This is a genomic window from Microbacterium altimontanum (genome assembly GCF_058349865.2).
In genome coordinates, this window is sequence record NZ_JBYRJB020000005.1 from 306,062 (window position 1) to 322,161 (window position 16,100).

The 16,100-nt window shown below is 72.4% G+C and carries 14 protein-coding genes; 8 read left to right on the forward strand and 6 right to left on the reverse strand.

Features of this window, described 5'->3' with window-relative positions; all coding sequences use genetic code 11:
* From AC3RX1_RS10920 to cofD, 4 genes are all read left to right on the forward strand, one after another.
* Nucleotides 1-411 carry a phage holin family protein gene (locus tag AC3RX1_RS10920; protein ID WP_491501261.1) on the forward strand — a complete coding sequence of 137 codons (411 nt, stop codon included), beginning with the start codon at nt 1-3 and terminating at the stop codon, nt 409-411.
* Nucleotides 401-679 carry a hypothetical protein gene (locus AC3RX1_RS10925; protein WP_491501262.1) on the forward strand — a complete coding sequence of 93 codons (279 nt, stop codon included), beginning with the start codon at nt 401-403 and terminating at the stop codon, nt 677-679. Before AC3RX1_RS10920 ends, AC3RX1_RS10925 begins: the two co-directional genes overlap by 11 nt.
* 392 nt (nt 680-1,071) lie before the next feature.
* A complete protein-coding gene (locus AC3RX1_RS10930; protein WP_491501263.1) occupies nt 1,072-1,878 on the forward strand; it encodes a uroporphyrinogen-III synthase in 807 nt (268 codons plus the stop codon).
* A gap of 13 nt (nt 1,879-1,891) precedes the next feature.
* Nucleotides 1,892-2,848, forward strand: coding sequence for a 2-phospho-L-lactate transferase (cofD, locus tag AC3RX1_RS10935; protein ID WP_491501264.1), 957 nt, complete (start codon nt 1,892-1,894; stop codon nt 2,846-2,848).
* Nucleotides 2,849-3,225: 377 nt separating this feature from the next.
* Here cofD and cofC read toward each other — a convergent pair whose 3' ends face one another.
* From cofC to cofG, 4 genes are all read right to left on the reverse strand, one after another.
* Nucleotides 3,226-3,870 carry a 2-phospho-L-lactate guanylyltransferase gene (gene cofC, locus AC3RX1_RS10940; protein WP_491501265.1) on the reverse strand — a complete coding sequence of 215 codons (645 nt, stop codon included), beginning with the start codon at nt 3,868-3,870 and terminating at the stop codon, nt 3,226-3,228.
* A 152-nt stretch (nt 3,871-4,022) separates the two neighbouring features.
* On the reverse strand, nt 4,023-5,030 hold the full coding sequence (gene fgd, locus AC3RX1_RS10945; RefSeq protein WP_491501266.1) for a glucose-6-phosphate dehydrogenase (coenzyme-F420): 1,008 nt from the start codon (nt 5,028-5,030) through the stop codon (nt 4,023-4,025).
* Entirely contained in the window at nt 5,027-6,481 is a 1,455-nt protein-coding gene (locus tag AC3RX1_RS10950) for a flavin-containing monooxygenase (RefSeq protein ID WP_491501267.1), read from the reverse strand. The genes fgd and AC3RX1_RS10950 overlap by 4 nt, the downstream gene beginning before the upstream one ends.
* Nucleotides 6,482-6,635: 154 nt before the next feature.
* Complete coding sequence (cofG, locus tag AC3RX1_RS10955) at nt 6,636-9,176, reverse strand: 7,8-didemethyl-8-hydroxy-5-deazariboflavin synthase CofG (RefSeq protein WP_491501268.1); 2,541 nt, start codon at nt 9,174-9,176, stop codon at nt 6,636-6,638.
* A gap of 98 nt (nt 9,177-9,274) precedes the next feature.
* Here cofG and AC3RX1_RS10960 point away from each other — a divergent pair, with 98 nt between their 5' ends.
* Nucleotides 9,275-9,712, forward strand: coding sequence for a hypothetical protein (locus AC3RX1_RS10960; protein WP_491501269.1), 438 nt, complete (start codon nt 9,275-9,277; stop codon nt 9,710-9,712).
* A gap of 61 nt (nt 9,713-9,773) precedes the next feature.
* On the opposite strand, the gene AC3RX1_RS10965 is transcribed toward AC3RX1_RS10960, so the two are convergent.
* The gene (locus tag AC3RX1_RS10965; RefSeq protein ID WP_491501270.1) at nt 9,774-10,598 is read right to left on the reverse strand and encodes an ABC transporter permease; all 825 of its coding nucleotides are present in this window, start codon (nt 10,596-10,598) and stop codon (nt 9,774-9,776) included.
* On the reverse strand, nt 10,595-12,523 hold the full coding sequence (locus AC3RX1_RS10970; RefSeq protein WP_491501271.1) for an ABC transporter ATP-binding protein: 1,929 nt from the start codon (nt 12,521-12,523) through the stop codon (nt 10,595-10,597). The genes AC3RX1_RS10965 and AC3RX1_RS10970 overlap by 4 nt, the downstream gene beginning before the upstream one ends.
* A gap of 161 nt (nt 12,524-12,684) precedes the next feature.
* On the opposite strand from AC3RX1_RS10970, the gene AC3RX1_RS10975 reads away from it, so the two are divergent.
* The 3 genes from AC3RX1_RS10975 to AC3RX1_RS10985 all read left to right on the forward strand — a co-directional run bounded on the left by AC3RX1_RS10975 (nt 12,685) and on the right by AC3RX1_RS10985 (nt 16,082).
* Entirely contained in the window at nt 12,685-13,752 is a 1,068-nt protein-coding gene (locus AC3RX1_RS10975) for an enoyl-CoA hydratase/isomerase family protein (protein WP_491501272.1), read from the forward strand.
* Nucleotides 13,753-13,983: 231 nt separating this feature from the next.
* The gene (locus tag AC3RX1_RS10980; RefSeq protein WP_491501273.1) at nt 13,984-15,084 is read left to right on the forward strand and encodes a right-handed parallel beta-helix repeat-containing protein; all 1,101 of its coding nucleotides are present in this window, start codon (nt 13,984-13,986) and stop codon (nt 15,082-15,084) included.
* Nucleotides 15,085-15,149: 65 nt separating this feature from the next.
* Nucleotides 15,150-16,082, forward strand: a complete 933-nt coding sequence (locus AC3RX1_RS10985; RefSeq protein ID WP_491501274.1) for a J domain-containing protein — start codon at nt 15,150-15,152, stop codon at nt 16,080-16,082.
* Nucleotides 16,083-16,100: the final 18 nt, after the last annotated feature.

Sequence of the window (16,100 nt, forward strand, 5' to 3'; positions counted from 1 at the left end):
ATGACGACGCCACGCGGTTTCCGCGACCGCTCCGACGAGGGGCTGCTCACGCTCATCGGCGAGCTGCCGGAGCTCATCCGCAACCTCGTCGTGGCGGAGGTCGCGGCGGCGAAGACCTGGGTCGCCAAGACGGCGAAGGACGCCGGATTCGGCGCCGGCTGGATGGTCGTCGCGCTGTTCTTCCTGTTCTGGTCGGTGCCCGCGCTCGGCACCTTCTTCATCGCCGGCCTCTCGTCGTGGTGGCCGGTGTGGCTCTCGGCGCTCGTGGTCTTCGGGATCCTGCTCGTGATCGCCGCGGTGTTCGTCGTGCTCGGCGTGCTGCGGTTCAAGCGCCTGACCTCGCGAGAGAACCCGGGCAAGGCCGTCGCCGAAGACGTGAGGATCGTGAAGGAAGCCGCCGATGAGTTCTGAGACCCCCGTCCCCGTTCCGCGCACCGCCGTGCCGCTGGGCATCGACGATCCCGTCGAGAGGGCCCGTGCCGAGCTGAAGGCGGCCCTCGCCGCGATCGAGGAGAAGGCGAACGTCCCCAAGCGGGTCACGCGCGCGACCGAGCGCGGCATCGCCGATGCCCGGGCCTTCTCGCGGAAGAACCCGGGCCTGGCGATCGTCGCGGTGGCCGGCGTCGCTGCCGCGGTCGGCTTGACGGTGTGGGGGCTCGTGCGGCTGTACACGCGCTGAGCGCGCGCAGCGCGCGGCCTCGCGGGCTGAGCGTGGTCGCATCGCGGTGAGCCCGGTCGCGGCGACAACGCGGTTGCTCGCGCGCGACTGCCGTGACTCGCGAGTGCGGCGGCCCGTGCGTCGACGGTGGCGCCCGAGCCATGGCGGTTCAGCCGCTGATTGTGGCGTGCCGCCGGGCCGCGGCATCCGGAGCCCGCCGAGGTTTGTAGGGCGGGCACAGTCCTCATCGCTCGGGGCGGGGTATGCTCGGAGGTTAGGCAGTGGCAATGGTGCGAGTGCTGCCGACGGCGCGAACCCGAACCGCGCACTTCGTGCGCCGGGATCGAAGCCTGTCGGCTGCTCGAACGGAGCGGCCGACGTGCACACCCGAAGCCGAACCGAACACCACACCTATGAACTCAACGCATCCCGCAGACACCGCAGCAGGCAAGCCCCTCGACGGATGGCGCGTGCTCGTGCCGCGCGGCGGCCCCTGGGGTGACGGAGTCGCGGCGACGCTGCGCGCGCAGGGAGCGGTGCCGGTCGTGGCGCCCCTCATCAACTTCGCTCCCACCGAAGATCTGACGACGCTCGAGAAGGCGATCGCCGATCTCGCCGCCGGCGCCTTCGACTGGGTGACCCTGACGAGCGCCACCACGGTGGACGTGCTGTTCGCGTACCGGGCCGTGATCCCGGCCACCACGAAGGTCGCGGCCGTGGGCGAGACCACGGCGGCCGCGCTGCAGGCCGTGGGCTATCGCGTCGACCTCGTGCCCGACAAGGACAACTCCGCCGCCGGGATGGCCGAGGAGCTCATCGCCCGGGAGCCGGAGCCGCGCCGCGTGCTGACGCTGCGCAGCGAGATCGCCAAGCCGGTGCTCACGAAGCGGCTGATCGCCGCCGGCCACGACGTCCGCTCCGTCGTCGCCTACCGCACGGTCGGGGTGCCGGTGACGGAGCGGATCGCCCGCGACGTCGCGAACGGCCGCATCAACGCGATCCTCGTCACGAGCGGCTCGGTGGCGCAGCAGGTGCGCGAGCAGTTCCCCGAGATCCCCGAGGGCACGCTGGTGGCGGCGATCGGTCCGCGCACCGCGAAGGATGCCCGCAAGGCCGGGCTCAGCGTGGACGTCGTCGCACCGCATCAGACCGTCGACGCGCTCATCGCGGCGGTGTCGCAGTTCCCGCTGCCGCACGCGACCGACGAGTTCCACTTCTGATCCGGCGCCGGCTGTGACATCCCCCCGCGTCGTCGTCCTCGCCGGAGGCGTGGGCGGCGCGAAGTTCACGCTCGGTGTGCGCGCGGCGCTGGCCCGGGCAGCCGCGGACGAGGCCACCGTGGTGGTGAACACCGGCGACGACCTGTGGCTGTCGGGCGTGCGGCTGCAGCCCGACGTCGACTCGATCCTGTACGCCCTGGCCGATCAGAACGACACCGAGCGCGGCTGGGGGCGTGCCGGCGACACCGAACGCGTGAACGCCGAGCTGCAGGCGTGGGGCGCGGGATGGCCGTGGTTCACGCTCGGCGACCTCGACCTCGGCACCCACCTTGCGCGCACCGGCTGGCTGCGTGACGGGATGACGGTGTCGCAGGTGGTGGAGCGCCTGTCGGCGCGGTGGCCGCTCGGTGTGCGGCTGCTGCCGATGACCGACAGCGAGGTCGACACGCACGTGGTGCTGGCCGACCGGACGATGCACTTCCAGGAGTGGTGGACGCGGCACCGCGCGGCGCTGGCACCCGTCGCGTTCGAGAACCCCGGCATCGCCGAGGTGCGGCCGGCACCGGGAGTGGTCGAGGCGATCCACGCCGCCGATGTGGTGCTGCTGGCGCCGTCGAATCCCGTCGTGTCGATCGGGCCGATCCTCGCCGTGCCGGGGGTGCGCGAGGCGCTGCGGACCACGCCGGCTCGCGTCGTCGGCGTTTCGGGGGTCATCGGCGGCAAGGTCGTCCGCGGCATGGCAGACGTCTGCTTGACCGCGATCGGCGTGCGCACCGCAGCCGATGCGGTCGCCGCGCACTATGGCGCCCGGTCGGACGGCGGGCTGCTCGACGCCTGGGTCGTGGCCGAGGAGGACGCCGCTCTCGCGCCGGTGGTCGAGGGCCTCGGCATCCGTCCTGTCGTGGCGCCGCTGTGGATGACGGATGTCGCGGCGTCGGCCGCGATCGCCGACGCCGCGCTCCACGCCTGACGCGGGCGTCGGGGCTTCGGGCGGCGGGGGCTGGTTCGGGGCGCATTCCTGCACGAACGTCTGCAGAGACGCGCCCCGAACGCAGAGACGCGCCCCGAACGCAGAGACGCGCCCCGAACGCCGGGGCCGCCGCCCGGCCGGTGCCGGGGAGTTCACGGGCGTCGCGGCGCTGGTTCGGGGCGCGTTCCTGCACGCACGTCCGCAGAGACGCGCCCCGAACGCAGAGGCGCGCCCCGGGACGCCGGGAGGGGCAACGTGATCGACGCCGGCCGGCGCCGCTCACCCGAGCCCGCGGGGACCGCTCACCTGTCGTAAATCGACCTTCCCGACGCATGAGGAGGTCGATTTGCGACAGGGGAACAGCCCGAGGAGGGGGTTCAGAGCGCGGCGCGGACTGCGGCGGCGTACAGGGCGGCGGTCCGTCGGCCGAGCCCGAGCTCGGCGGCGGCGCCCAGCTGCGCGGGCGTGTCGACATCGCGGCGCAGGCTCGACGCATCCGGCACCTCGAGGATGCGGTAGCCCAGCGCGACGTGGCGGGCCAGCGAGTCCGGACCGAACGCCGACGCCCACTCGACGCCGGTGCGGGCCGTGACGAGGGTGGAGCCGGTGCCCTCCGCGTCGGGCACGACGGCCCTGTCCACCGACTCCGCCGCCCGCAGCGCCGCGGCAAGGTCCTCCGGGCGGAGCGCCGGGAGGTCGCCGAGCAGCGCGGCCCGGTGCGGCGCTGCAGCAGCCGCGACGCCGGTCGCGATTGCGGCGTTCAGCCCCCGCGGCTCACCCTCGGGGACCGCCCGCGCGCCGATCGCCTGGGCGGCGGCCGCGAGCTCGGCGTCGTCGGTCACGACCACGACGGCGCACACGCCGGCAGCCGCCTCGATCGTGTCGAGCGCGATCGCATGGGCGAGCTCGGCCCGATCGACGGGCGCGGCGGCCAGTCGCGACTTGCCGTGCGTCGTCCGTTTGACCGGGATGACGACCGTCCACCCCGGCAGCGACTCAGGCTCGGCGTCCGGCGCGCGCAACGACGCAGTCTCAGCGTCGGCCTCGGGCGCCGGCAACGACGCAGGTTCGGCGTCAGCCGCCGGCGCGGGCTCCGCGTGATTCCGGCCCTTCGTAGCCGTCGCGGCCGCGCTCAGCCTGAGTTGTTGCGGGCCAGGCGACGGTGACGCGCCCGTCACGCGCCGTACTTCGCGCGCAGCCGCGGCAGAATCTCGGCGCCGTACATGCGCAGGAACTCCTCCTGGTCGGCGCCGGGATCGTGGAACACCAGGTGCCGGAACCCGAGGTCGATGTACCGGCCGATCTTCTCGACGTGCTCGTCGGGATCGGTCGACACGATGAACCGGGACGCCACGCGCTCGATCGGCAGCTCGGCGGCGCGCCGCTGCATCTCGATCGGGTCGTGCACGTCGCGCTTCTCCTCGGGCGTCAGCGCGAGCGGCGCCCAGAACCGCGTCTTCTCCAGCGCGGTGTCGTGGTCGGGGTGGTACGAGACCTTGACCTCCAGGAGCGTGTCGACCTCGTCGGCATCCCGCCCGGCCTTCTCGAGCCCCTCCTCCAGCGCCGGCAGCAGCGTGTCGGTGTACAGGGCGGGGTCCTTGCCGCTCGTGGTGATGTAGCCGTCGGCGATGCGGCCGGCGAGCCGGGTCGCGGCCGGGCCCGACGCACCGATGTAGATCGGCACCTCCCGCTCGGGCCGGTCGTAGATCGTCGCGTCGTCGACCGACCAGAACCGTCCGTCGAAGCTCACGCGCTCGCCGCGCCACAGCTCGCGGATGAGCGTGATCGCCTCCTTCAGCCGCTGGAAGCGCTCCGGCGAGTCCGGCCACTCGAGCCCGAGCGTCACCTCGTTCAGCGCCTCCCCGGTGCCGACGCCGAGGATCACGCGCTCGGGATACATCACGCCCAGCGTCGCGAAGGCCTGGGCGATCACGGCCGGGTGGTAGCGGAACGTCGGCGTCAGCACGGAGGTGCCGATCAGCACCCGCTCGGTACGCGCCCCGAGCGCCCCGAGCCACGGCAGCGCGGCCGGAGCGTGCCCGCCCTCGTGCATCCACGGCTGGAAGTGGTCGGAGAGGAAGACCGAGTCGAAGCCCATCTCCTCTGCCAGCACCCCGAACCGCAGCAGGTCGGTCGGCCCGAACTGCTCGCTGGACGCCTTGTACCCGAACCGCAGTGTCATCGTGTGCCTCTCTCGATTCTCGTGGGAAGGAAACCGGATGCGTCGGCCAGCCGCGCGCGGAAGGCATCGACCGTGCCCGGCCACAGCAGGGTCAGCCGGCTCGATCGCTCGTCGACGTACCAATTGCGGCAGCCGCCGGCGACCCAGGGGGTGGATGCCGCAGCCGCGTCGATCTCGGCGGTGTACGCCGCCTCGGCCGCCGGGTCCACGCGCAGCACCCCGTCACGTTCGGCGAGGGTGCGCGCCGCGTACGCCGCCTGTGCCTCCATCATGAGCACCGACGAATTGTGGCCGAGGGAGGCGTTGGGACCGTCGAGCACGAACATGTTCGGAAAGCCGGCGACGACCGTGGAGGCGAACGACGTCATCCCGTTCGACCAGTGCTCGGCGAGCGTCTGGGTCTCACCGTGGACGAGCTCGGCGTACGGCTGCCGTGTCGAGTGGAAGCCGGTCGCCAGCACGAGCGCGTCGGCGTCGTGTCGCGCTCCGCTGCCCGAGACGAGAGTGGACCCCTCGACGGCGGTGAGGGCGGATGCCTCGAGCTGCGCGGCGCCGGAGCTCAGCGCGGGATAGAAGGTGTCCGAGAGCAGCACGCGCTTGCACCCGAACGCGTAGTCCGGGGTCAGTGCCGCGCGCAGCGTCGCATCCGGAACCTGCGCGGCGAGGTGCTCGAGGGCGACGGAGCGCGCGGCGGCCGCCGCATCCTGATCCCCCGAACGCGAGGCGTACCGGGCCTCGCCTTCGGCGTACAGCGTGGCGCGCAGGCGCGCGAGCTCGTCGGGTCGTGCGGCGAAGCGTGCGCGTTCGTCGGGGGAGTAGGCGCGGTCGTCGCGCGGGACGATCCACGCCGGCGTGCGCTGGAAGAGCGTGACCCGGCTGCGCCGAGCGAGCTGCGGCACGAGCTGCACGGCCGACGCGCCGGTGCCGACGACGGCGACGCGGGCGCCGTCGAGGTCGGCACCGTGGTCCCAGCGCGCGGTGTGGAAGAGCGGTCCGGGGAAGGTCTCGAGGCCGGGGATGTCGGGGATGCGCGGCTCGGTCAGCCGCCCGCAGGCGAGGATGAGCGCGGCCGCCGTGATCTCGCCGGCATGCTCGCCGCCGGTGCGGAGGCGCCAGAGGTCGGCCGACGCATCCCACGTCGCGTCGAGCACCGGCGTGCGCAGCCACGGCGCGATCCGCTCGCCGGCGGCGACACGCTCGAGGTAGGAGCGGATCTCGTCGCCGCGCGCGAACACGCCCGACCAGCCGGGGTCCGGGTGGTTCTCGAACGCGTAGAGGTGGCTCGGCACGTCGCAGGCGACGCCCGGGTACGTGTTGTCGCGCCAGGTGCCGCCGACGGATGCTGCGCGCTCGAGCACGAGCACATCGTCGATGCCGCGTGCGCGCAGCGCCATGACGGCGGCGAGTCCGGCGAACCCGGCGCCGACGACGGCGACCTCCGCATGCGTCACGGCGCCACCTTCGACGTGCCGTCGGGCCGCCGAGCGCGGATGCGCACCCGGTCAGGTCCCTGAGCGAGGGCGCGCGCAGCGCGACCGAGTCGAAGTGCGGACGCCACGTGCCTTCGGCCCTTCGACTCGCTGCGCTCGCGCGGGGAGCGTCGGTTCATCGCAGCCCCGCCTTCCGGCCGGACGGCACTTCGCGGTAGTCGGTGGTGCGCTGGCGGAACGGCCGGAACAGGTGCGCCGCGACGGTCGCGGCATCCGCCAGCGGCAGCTCTCGTCCGTACTCGACCCCGGCCCGGGCGCGCACCCGGCCGTCGAGCAGTGTGCCGCCGAGGTCGTCGCCGCCCGACTGCAGCAGCGCGCGCGCGGCATCCGTCCCGACGCGCGGCCACGGGATCTGGATGTGGCTGATGGCGCCCGAGAGCAGCAGCCGCGAGACCGCGACCATCGCGCGGTGCTCGTCGATCGGGGCTCGACCCGGCACGAGCGGCACGCCACCCGCCTCGCCCGGCAGCGGGATCGGCACGAACTCGCGGAACCCGCCGGTCGACGACTGGATGCCGCGCAGCGCGCGCAGGTGCGCGATGCGCTCGGCGGCGGTCTCGACGTGGCCGTAGAACAGCACGCTCGTCGACGAGAAGCCGGCGCGATGGGCGGCCGCGATGCCCTCGATCCACCGGTCGATCGCGAGGTCGTCGGGGGCGACGAGCGCGCGCACCCGTTCGCTGAGGACCTTCACACCGGTGCCGGGGACGGTGTCGACGCCCACCGCACGCATCGCCGCGAGTGCGTCGTCGAGGTGAAGCCCGGCGCGGTCGGCCAGGTCCCAGACGTCCTGCGGCCGGTACGCGTGCACATGCAGGTCGGGCGCCGCGGTCTTCGCCGCGCGGACGATGTCGAGGTATGCGCCGGGATCGACCGCTGCCGGCAGCCGCCCCTGGATGCAGAGCTCTGTGGCTCCGAGCTCCCGGGCGTCGGCGGCGATCAACGCGACATCGTCGATCGTGAACGTCGTCGGATCGTCGTCGGGCGCGGTGCGGAAGCCCGTCGTCGTGAGGTTGCGGTTCACGACGATGCTCACCGCCTCGCCGACGGTGTACCGGCGCACGTCATCGGCAGCCTGCACGAGCGCTTCGAGGCCCGTGCCGGTGGCGCGCAGCAGCAGCTCCCAGTCGTCGTCGCCGAGGGCGAGGGGGTCGGATGCCGCAGCCTGCGCGAGGCGCCGAGCAGCCGGGTCGGTGCTCCCGGCCCTGGGCGTGCCGCCGGTCGCTCGCTGCAGAAGCAGGCTGGATCGGCCTCGATCGTCCTCTGCGGCGTCGTCCGGCGCGTCCGAGCCTGCTTCTGCGACGCCGACAGCGGATGTGTCGCCGCCCGTCGTCGACCGAGGGAGCGCAGCGACCGGGTCGAGGCGACCCCCCTCCGGATGAGGTCGTTTCGGCTCGCTGCGCTCGCTCAACGACCGATCGCCGCTCTGGGCGAGTCCCGTCTCGGGGTCGGCCAGCACCGCGACGGCGTCGTGCAGCGCGGGATCGATCCAGGTCGCGGCGTCGCGCACGAACTCGGGATGGGCGGTGAGGCGCTCGCGCAGCTCGAAACCCGCGGCAGCCGTCTGCGCGGCGAGGTCGTCGAGGTGCGGCCAGGGGCGCTCCGGGTTCACGTGATCGGCCGTCAACGGCGACACACCGCCCCAGTCGTCGATTCCCGCCCGCACGAGCAGGTCGAGCTCGTCGGGGTCGGAGAGGTTCGGCGGCACCTGGATCCGCATCCGGGCCCCCATCACGATCCGTGCCACGGCGATCGCGGCGATGTACTCGCGCAGGTCGGCGTCGGCCGCATCCCGCATCGCCGTCCCCGGCTTCGCGCGGAAGTTCTGCACGATCACCTCCTGCACGTGGCCGTGCCTCTCCTGCGCGTCGCGGAGCGCGATGAGCGATTCGGCGCGGTCGCGCAGCGTCTCGCCGATGCCGACGAGGATGCCTGTGGTGAACGGGATGCGGGCCGCACCCGCGTCCTCGATGACCTGCAGCCGCACCGTCGGGTCCTTGTCGGGCGAGCCGTGGTGCACCTGGCCGGGCTCCTCGAACAGGCGGCGCGACGTGGTCTCGAGCATCATGCCCATCGACGGCGCCGTCGGGCGCAGCACGTCGAGCTCGGCCCGCGTCATCACCCCGGGGTTGAGGTGCGCGAGCATCCCGGTCTCGGCCGTGATCAGCCGGGCCATCGCCCCGACGTAGTCGAGCGTCGAGGAGTAGCCGTGCGCGTGCAGCCAGTCGCGCGCCTGTGGCCAGCGCTCCTCGGGACGATCGCCGAGGGTGAGCAGCGCCTCCTTGCACCCGAGGGCCTGCGCGCGTCGCACGACGGCGAGCACCTGCTCCTCGGACATGTACAGCGGCTTATGGAGCTTCGCGAGCTGCCCCGGCGAGTCGACGAAGACGCAGTAGTGACAGCGGTCGCGGCACAGCGTGGTCAGCGGCACGAATGCCTTGCGGGAGTACGTGATCACGCCGGGCCGTCCGGCAGCGGCGAGGCCCTCGTCGCGCAGGGATGCGGCGAGCTCGAGCAGCGTCGTGAGGTCGCTGCCGTCGACGCGCAGCAGGGCCTCCGCATGCGCGGCGTCGAGCCGCGCCCCGGATGCGGCGGCCTCCAGAGCGGCGGGGGCGGTGGGGAGGTCGCGTGAGGGAGCGGGCTCGATCAGCGTCACCGTTCCAGTCTGTCACCGGCTCGAGGTTCGGGCCGATCGTTGCGGCACTGTGAGCAAAACGTCCGGTATCCGTGCGCCGACGCTGGCACACTGGAGGCATGGTGACGCTGCTGCTCGACTCGGGTCAGCTCGAGGTGGTGCTCTCCTTCACCGAGCACGCCCTGTCCTTGCGGAAGCAGAACGTCACGATCGAACGCTCGCACATCGTCAAGGTGCAGCTCACCGACGACGCGTGGACGTGGCTGCGCGGTGTTCCGGATCCCGGCACGTTCATCCCCTCGACCGTCGCGATGGGCACGTGGAAATCGGCCGGAGCGCGCGATTTCGCGCTGATCCGGCGACGCCGGCCGAGCGTCGTGATCGATCTCGAGGGGCACGAGGAGTTCCAGCGGGTGATCGTCACGACCCGTCATGGCGTGGCACTCGTGAAGGCGCTGCGCATGGACACCGGCGACGAGCCGGTGGATGTCGTCGACATCGTGGCCCGGCCGGCCCGCAAACCGCGTGCGGCGAAGCCGCGACCCGCGACGGCGTGACCGCTGCCGCGACCGACCGAATCGCGACAGTCTCGCCCCGACGCCCCTACTGCCTGACGGGTCAGGCGACGTCGCGGCGCCAGCTGGCGAAGTGCCCGATGAGGATGAGCACGACGGCGTAGCCGAACAGCACGAGTCCGCCGGCCCACCAGTCGAGCTGCGCGGCACCGCTCGCCTGGCCCATCGTCGTGTAGATGCTCTGCCCCACGAGGGCGTCGCTCGCGGCGCCCGGAAGGTACTCGGTGACCTTGTCGAGGTTCTCGACGAAGGCCGCGGCGACGCGTCCGATCGGCTCGACGAACTGGGTGAACGCCAGCACGATCACGACGGCCGCGACCTGGTTGCGTACGAGCGCCCCGACGCCGATGCCGATGAGCACCCAGAGCACGAAGGCGAGGACGATGCGGCCCAGCATGGCCCACGTGCCGGCGGCACCGAGCTCGGTGTCGAGGTCGAAGACGGCGAGCAGGCCTGCTGCGGGCCCGACCACGGCGATGAGCGCGAGGACCGCGTAGATCACGCCGATCACGACGCCGATGCCGACCTTCGCCCACAGCACGAGGCCCCGGCGCGGCGTCGCGAGGAACGTCGGCGTGAGGGTCTTGTGCCGGAACTCGCTCGTCACCATCAGGGTGCCGATCAGCAGCGGGAACACATAGCCGATCGACGCGGCGATGCTGTACAGCACCGGCGCGATGCCCGACGCGGGCAGCTGCGGCGCCTGCGACTGCCCGGGCAGCGACCCCGTCGAGGATGCCCCGAGCACGAAGCTCAGCCCGGCGGCGGTCGCACCGACGTACACCACGAGGACGAGCGCGAGGATCCACCACATCGCGGTGGTGAACAGCTTGGTCGACTCCGAACGAGTCGCTGCGGCAAGGCTCATCGCCGGTCACCTCCCTCGTCGTCGGATGCTTCCGGGGCGGTGCCCTCCGGTTCGGCGTGCGATCCGCTGTCTTCCGGCGTTGCCGATGCGACGGATGCGTCGGTGTCGGCCACGTCGCCGCCCTGTGGTGCGGAGGGCTCGGTGGCGGATGCGTCGCCGTCGGGTGCGGATGTGTCTGCGGATGCGTCGCCCGCGGCGGCGGACGTCTCGCCGGCGGATGCGTCGGCCTGCGGAGCAGCAGACGGTTCGTCGGCGTCGGGGGCCGTCCCGTCATAGAGGTGGAAGAACGCGTCGGCGGCCACGTCGGCCTCCGTCTTCTCCTCGTGGCGCCAGTCGTCCTCTTCCGCCTGCTCGGGTGAGTCCGCGATGTCGTCGGTCGCGCCACGGCCCTCGTCTGCGGTCACCGCAATGCCCTCGTCGGTGGCCGCTTCCGTGTCGGCAGACACTTCTGATGCCGCTTCGGACCCGGCTGCCTCTTCCGATCCGCCGGCGGCGTCCGCCTGCGTGGTCGCGGTCGTCGGCTCCAGGTCTTCGGGTGGAACGATGTCGATGACGCCCGTCGCCGCGACGGCGAAGGCCGCGGTCCCGGCGGCAGCGGGGGCGGCGCCGGCGCTCGCCTCGAGCTCATCCGCGATCTCGGCGGTACCCGCGGTCTCCGATTCGGCGGACCCGCTCCGGGCCGCCGTGTCGGCGTCCTCGATCGCTTCGTCCGCGGGAGCTGTGGCCGCCGATTCGTCGGACTCCGCAGTGTCTTCGGCCGAGGCGGTCCCGGGCCCCGCCTCTTGGGGCTCCACCGCGACGGCCTCTGCCTCTTCGGGCTCCGCCGCGACGGCCTCTGCCTCTTCGGGTCTCGCCGCTGAGGCGACCGCCGCCTCCGCGCCCGGCTCCGCGACGTCTGCCGCAGGTGTGCCGGCGCCGGACTCCTCCGCTGCGGGGGCAGCAGCATCCGTCGTCTCGTCCTCGACCTCGAGAGCAGCCGCAGCAGCCGTCGCCACGGCGTCACCGGGCGCCGCTTGTGCGGACGGGTGGACGCGGAGACCGTTGACGAGGTCGAAGAAGACCTCCTCGAGCGCCGGTCCGCGCTTGTGCAGCAGAGTCAGGGGGATGCCGCCGTCGGCGGCGACACGTCCGACGGTGGCGGGGTCGGCGCCGCGCACCGTGAGTCCCGAGCGCAGCAGCTCGGCGGCGATGCCGGCGGACTGCAGAGCCGCCGCAAGCGCGGCTCGGTCGGCGGAATCGACGACGGTCGCCGACTCGGAGGGGTCGGACAGCTCATCGAGATCGCCCTGGAACACGAGTCGGCCCTGCGAGATGATCAGCAGCCGGTCGACGGTCTGCTGCACCTCGGCCAGCAGATGGGAGGAGACGAGCACCGTACGGCCCTGATGCGCCAGCTCGCGCAGCAGCCCACGCATCCAGGTGATGCCCTCGGGGTCGAGACCGTTCGCCGGCTCGTCGAGCACGAGCACCCCGGGGTCGCCGAGGAGTGCCACAGCGAGGCCGAGCCGCTGGCGCATTCCGAGCGAGAACCCGCCGACCTTGCGTCCGCCGACATCCGCGAGCCCGACGGCGCCGAGCGCCTCGTCGACGCGCGAGGAGGGGAGCCCGGCCGCGCGGGCGTAGACCTTGAGGTGGTTGGCGGCGGTGCGGCCGGGGTGGAAGCTCGCCGCTTCGAGCACCGCGCCGACCTCCTGCATCGGCCGGCGGAGCTTCGCGTAGGGGACGCCGCCGATCGTGACGTGCCCCGCCGAGGGGCGCACGAGGCCGAGCAGCATCCGGAGCGTCGTCGTCTTGCCGGCGCCGTTCGGGCCGAGGAAGCCCGTGACGACTCCCGGCTCGACGCGGGCGGAGAATCCGTCGACCGCGACGACCGAGCCGAATCGCTTCGAGAGCCCAGCGAACTCCAGCACCTGTCCTTCGGGCATGCCGAACCTCTCGTCCTCGCGGGCAGTGTCTTCCCTATCTTTGCGGAAAACCGCCGCCGGATGCGGGTCCGCGCCACGATCGGCCCTCCGTGTCGCCCCACACGGCCGCAGCCGCTCGTCCGGAGACGCCCGACTCGGGCGACCCGGGTAACGTTGCGAGGGTGACAGAGTCGCCCGCCGCAGAGCCCACCGTCATCGCCCGCTCCCGTGGCGGGCTCGGACGCATCACCCTCGACCGTCCCCGCGCGATCAACGCGCTCGACACCGACATGATCAGGCGGATCGCCGCGATCCTCGACGAGTGGGAGGACGACCCCGACGTCGAACTCGTCGTGCTCGACGGCGCCGGTGACCGCGGCCTGTGCGCGGGCGGGGATGTGCGGAGCCTCTACGATCAGATCACCGCCGGGCACGCGGAGGACACCACCGTGTTCTTCCGCGCCGAGTACGCGCTCAACGCCCGCATCGCCGAGTACCCGAAGACCATCGTCGCGCTCGCCGACGGCATCACGATGGGCGGCGGCATCGGGCTCGCCGGGCACGCCGCGATCCGCATCGTCACCGAGCGCTCCAAGCTCGCGATGCCCGAGACCCGCATCGGCTTCACCCCCGACGTCGGCGGCACCTGGCTCCTCGGCAGGGCACCGGGCCGCATCGGCGAGTACCTCGGCCTCACCGGAGCCACGATGGACGGCTCCGATGCGATCTACGCCGGCTTCGCCGACCACTACGTGCCCTCCGAGCGCCTCGATGACCTCCGCGAAGCGCTCGAGACCCGCGCCGACCCGCCCACCCCGACCGGCATCGTCCTCCTCTTCGACGAGACCCCGGCCCCATCGAAGCTCGAATCCGCCCGCGAATGGATCGACGATGCGTTCAGCGCCGACACCGTCGCCCAGATCATCGAGCGGCTCCGTGCGCGGCCGGAGGCCGACGCATCCGCCACCGCCGACGCCATGAGCCGGTTGTCGCCCACGGGGATGGCCGTCACCCTCGAGGCCGTGCGGCGCGCCCGCGAGCTGCCCGACCTGCGCGCCGATCTCGAGCAGGAGTACCGGCTGGTGCTCTGGTTCGGTCAGACCCAGCCCGATCTCGTCGAGGGCATCCGCGCGCAGCTCGTCGACAAGGACCGCAACCCTCGCTGGCAGCCGTCCGACATCGCCGAGGTCTCGCGCGAGACGCTGGGGTCTGCCTTCGCGCACACGCCGCCCGTCCCGCTCTGGGACTGATCGGAGGGCCGCCCCTATCGCCCGGGCCTGGCTCGGGTCTACACTCCAGATGTCTGCGCTCTGGGGTGCGCGCTCTGGGGATTCCGTTCCTGGGACTTCGCGTCGTTCGCGCAGCAGGGACATCGACGACTGCGCTCAGCGCACGGTCGCTCTCCGACGCCCACGTTGATCGCCTACGTCGCCACGGCCCAGCCGGTGTCGACACATCGGGCAACAACGAAAGAGGGACTGATGAAGATGTCATCCAACTGGGGAATGCGGGCGCTCGGCGGGGTCGCCGCCGCGGCGACCGTCGGCGCCCTGGGGATCATCGGCGCGGGGGCGGCGGTGGCCGACACCGGTTGTCGGACGGCGGGGGATTCCGGTTTCACTGCCGCCGTCGTCGCCACCGCGGGGCAGACCATCTCGCAACGGACCGTCAACGCGACGGGATGCGACGTCGGCATCTACGTGGATGTCCCGAACGTCACGATCGACCGGGTCACGGTGACCGGCGCGAACGCCGCCGGCATTCTCGCCGAGAACACGCGGAACCTCGTGGTCGGCAGGTCCACTGTCACCGGCAACGGCTTCCACGCACCCGCGGCGCCCAACCCTCCGGGAACGCCTCCGGTGGAGGGGCAGCTGGACCAGGCGTTCGCGATCAGCCTGTTCGGGGTCTCGCACTCCACCATCAGCCAGAACACCGTGTGGAACAACGGCCGCGGTGGCATCGGCATCATGGACAACGGGCCGTTCGACCCCGGCCGCGTCGTCGGGCTGCCGACGTATCCGGAGAACATCCCGGTCACGGACGTCACGGTGCAGAGGAACACGCTGTGGTCGAACTACGCGGGCTGCGCGATCGTCGTCTCCGCGTTCAACGCCGGCAACACGACCGACCACGTCACCGTGACGCGGAACACGATCCGGCAGGGCGCGACCCCGTTCGGTCCCACCGGTCCCGACGTGGGTGGCATCGTGGCGCAGAGCAACGGCGCGGACAGCGTCGTCAGCGACATCACGATCAGCCGCAACTCCGTCACGGACTCGGGTGAGGGCGGCGTCATCGTGCACGCTGCGGCACCCGGCTCGATGACGAAGAACGTGACCGTCGAGCGCAACGAGCTCTCGGGCAACGGCTGGCTGACCGCACCGGCGACCATGGGCGTCGTGGTCGACTCGCGGCTGATCCCGGCCGACCTCGGTCAGATGAACATGAACACCGTCGTGACCCGCAACGCGATCACGAACGAGTTCTACGGCATCTGGGCACAGGGTCCGGACTCGCCGACCCTGTCGCGCAACGACATCACGGTCACGGCCGGGGGTGAGCCGATCCACATGCAGTGACGCGCTGAGAAGTCCCCTGCACCGGACCGGCTACTCTGGTCCCGGTCCGGTGCAGAGGAGGCGTGGTGTTCGACAGTCCGCTGTCGGCCTCGGCATACGACGTGCTGGGGGTCGACCCCGAAGCCACGGACGAGTCCCTGCGCAAGGCGTATCGCCTGCGGCTGCGGCAGACGCATCCCGACACCGGCGGCGACGCCGCGCACTTCGTTCAGGTGCAGCGGGCCTGGGAGCTCATCGGCACTGCCGACGCGCGGGCGGCGTACGACCGGGGCCACGGCTTCGGTCGGCACGCGGCGACGGAGGGAAGCGCCGCGGAGTGGAGCGGATGGCGCGCACGGAGCGCTCCCCGCGACACGCGTCCGCGCGCCCGCTCGCAAGGACAGCCCGGCGGTCGGCGGCGCGAGCAGTTCCTCACCCTGATCCGGGAATGGGCGGGCCGGGGAGTCGACCTGCCCGACCCGTACGACCCGGCCCTCGTGCGCTCGGCCCCGGTCGAGATCCGGCGGCTGCTCGCCGACGCCCTCGCGGAGGAGGCGACTGCCCGCATCGTGGCCGACCTCGGCATGGGCTACACCGTCTGGCACGACGTGGCGGCGGGCGCGGGGCCTGACGACAAGATCGACCACATCGTCCTCGCCCCGAGCGGACTGTACGGCATCCTCTCCGAGGACTCCGGCGGACCGGTGCAGGTGCGCCGCGGGGAGCTCGTCGGCGACGGCGTCGTCGGCACGCCGATCGCCGACCTCATCGCGGGAATGCGCACCGTGTCCCGCGCCGCGCGGGTGCGGTTCGGTGCGGCGATCGTCGTGGTGCCCGACGACGATGTGCTGCAGCCGATCGAGGAGCTCGGCAAGATCCGCGGCACGCGGACCGTCCTCTGCGCTCGCAGCGCGCTCGCGACAGTGCTCCGCCGCGGCGTCGCCGGTGCACGGGAGATCGGCGGCAACGAGATCTTCGACGTCCGCACCCGGCTGAACCAGACCGTCCGCTTCGCCTGACGGAGACCGTGCGCTCCA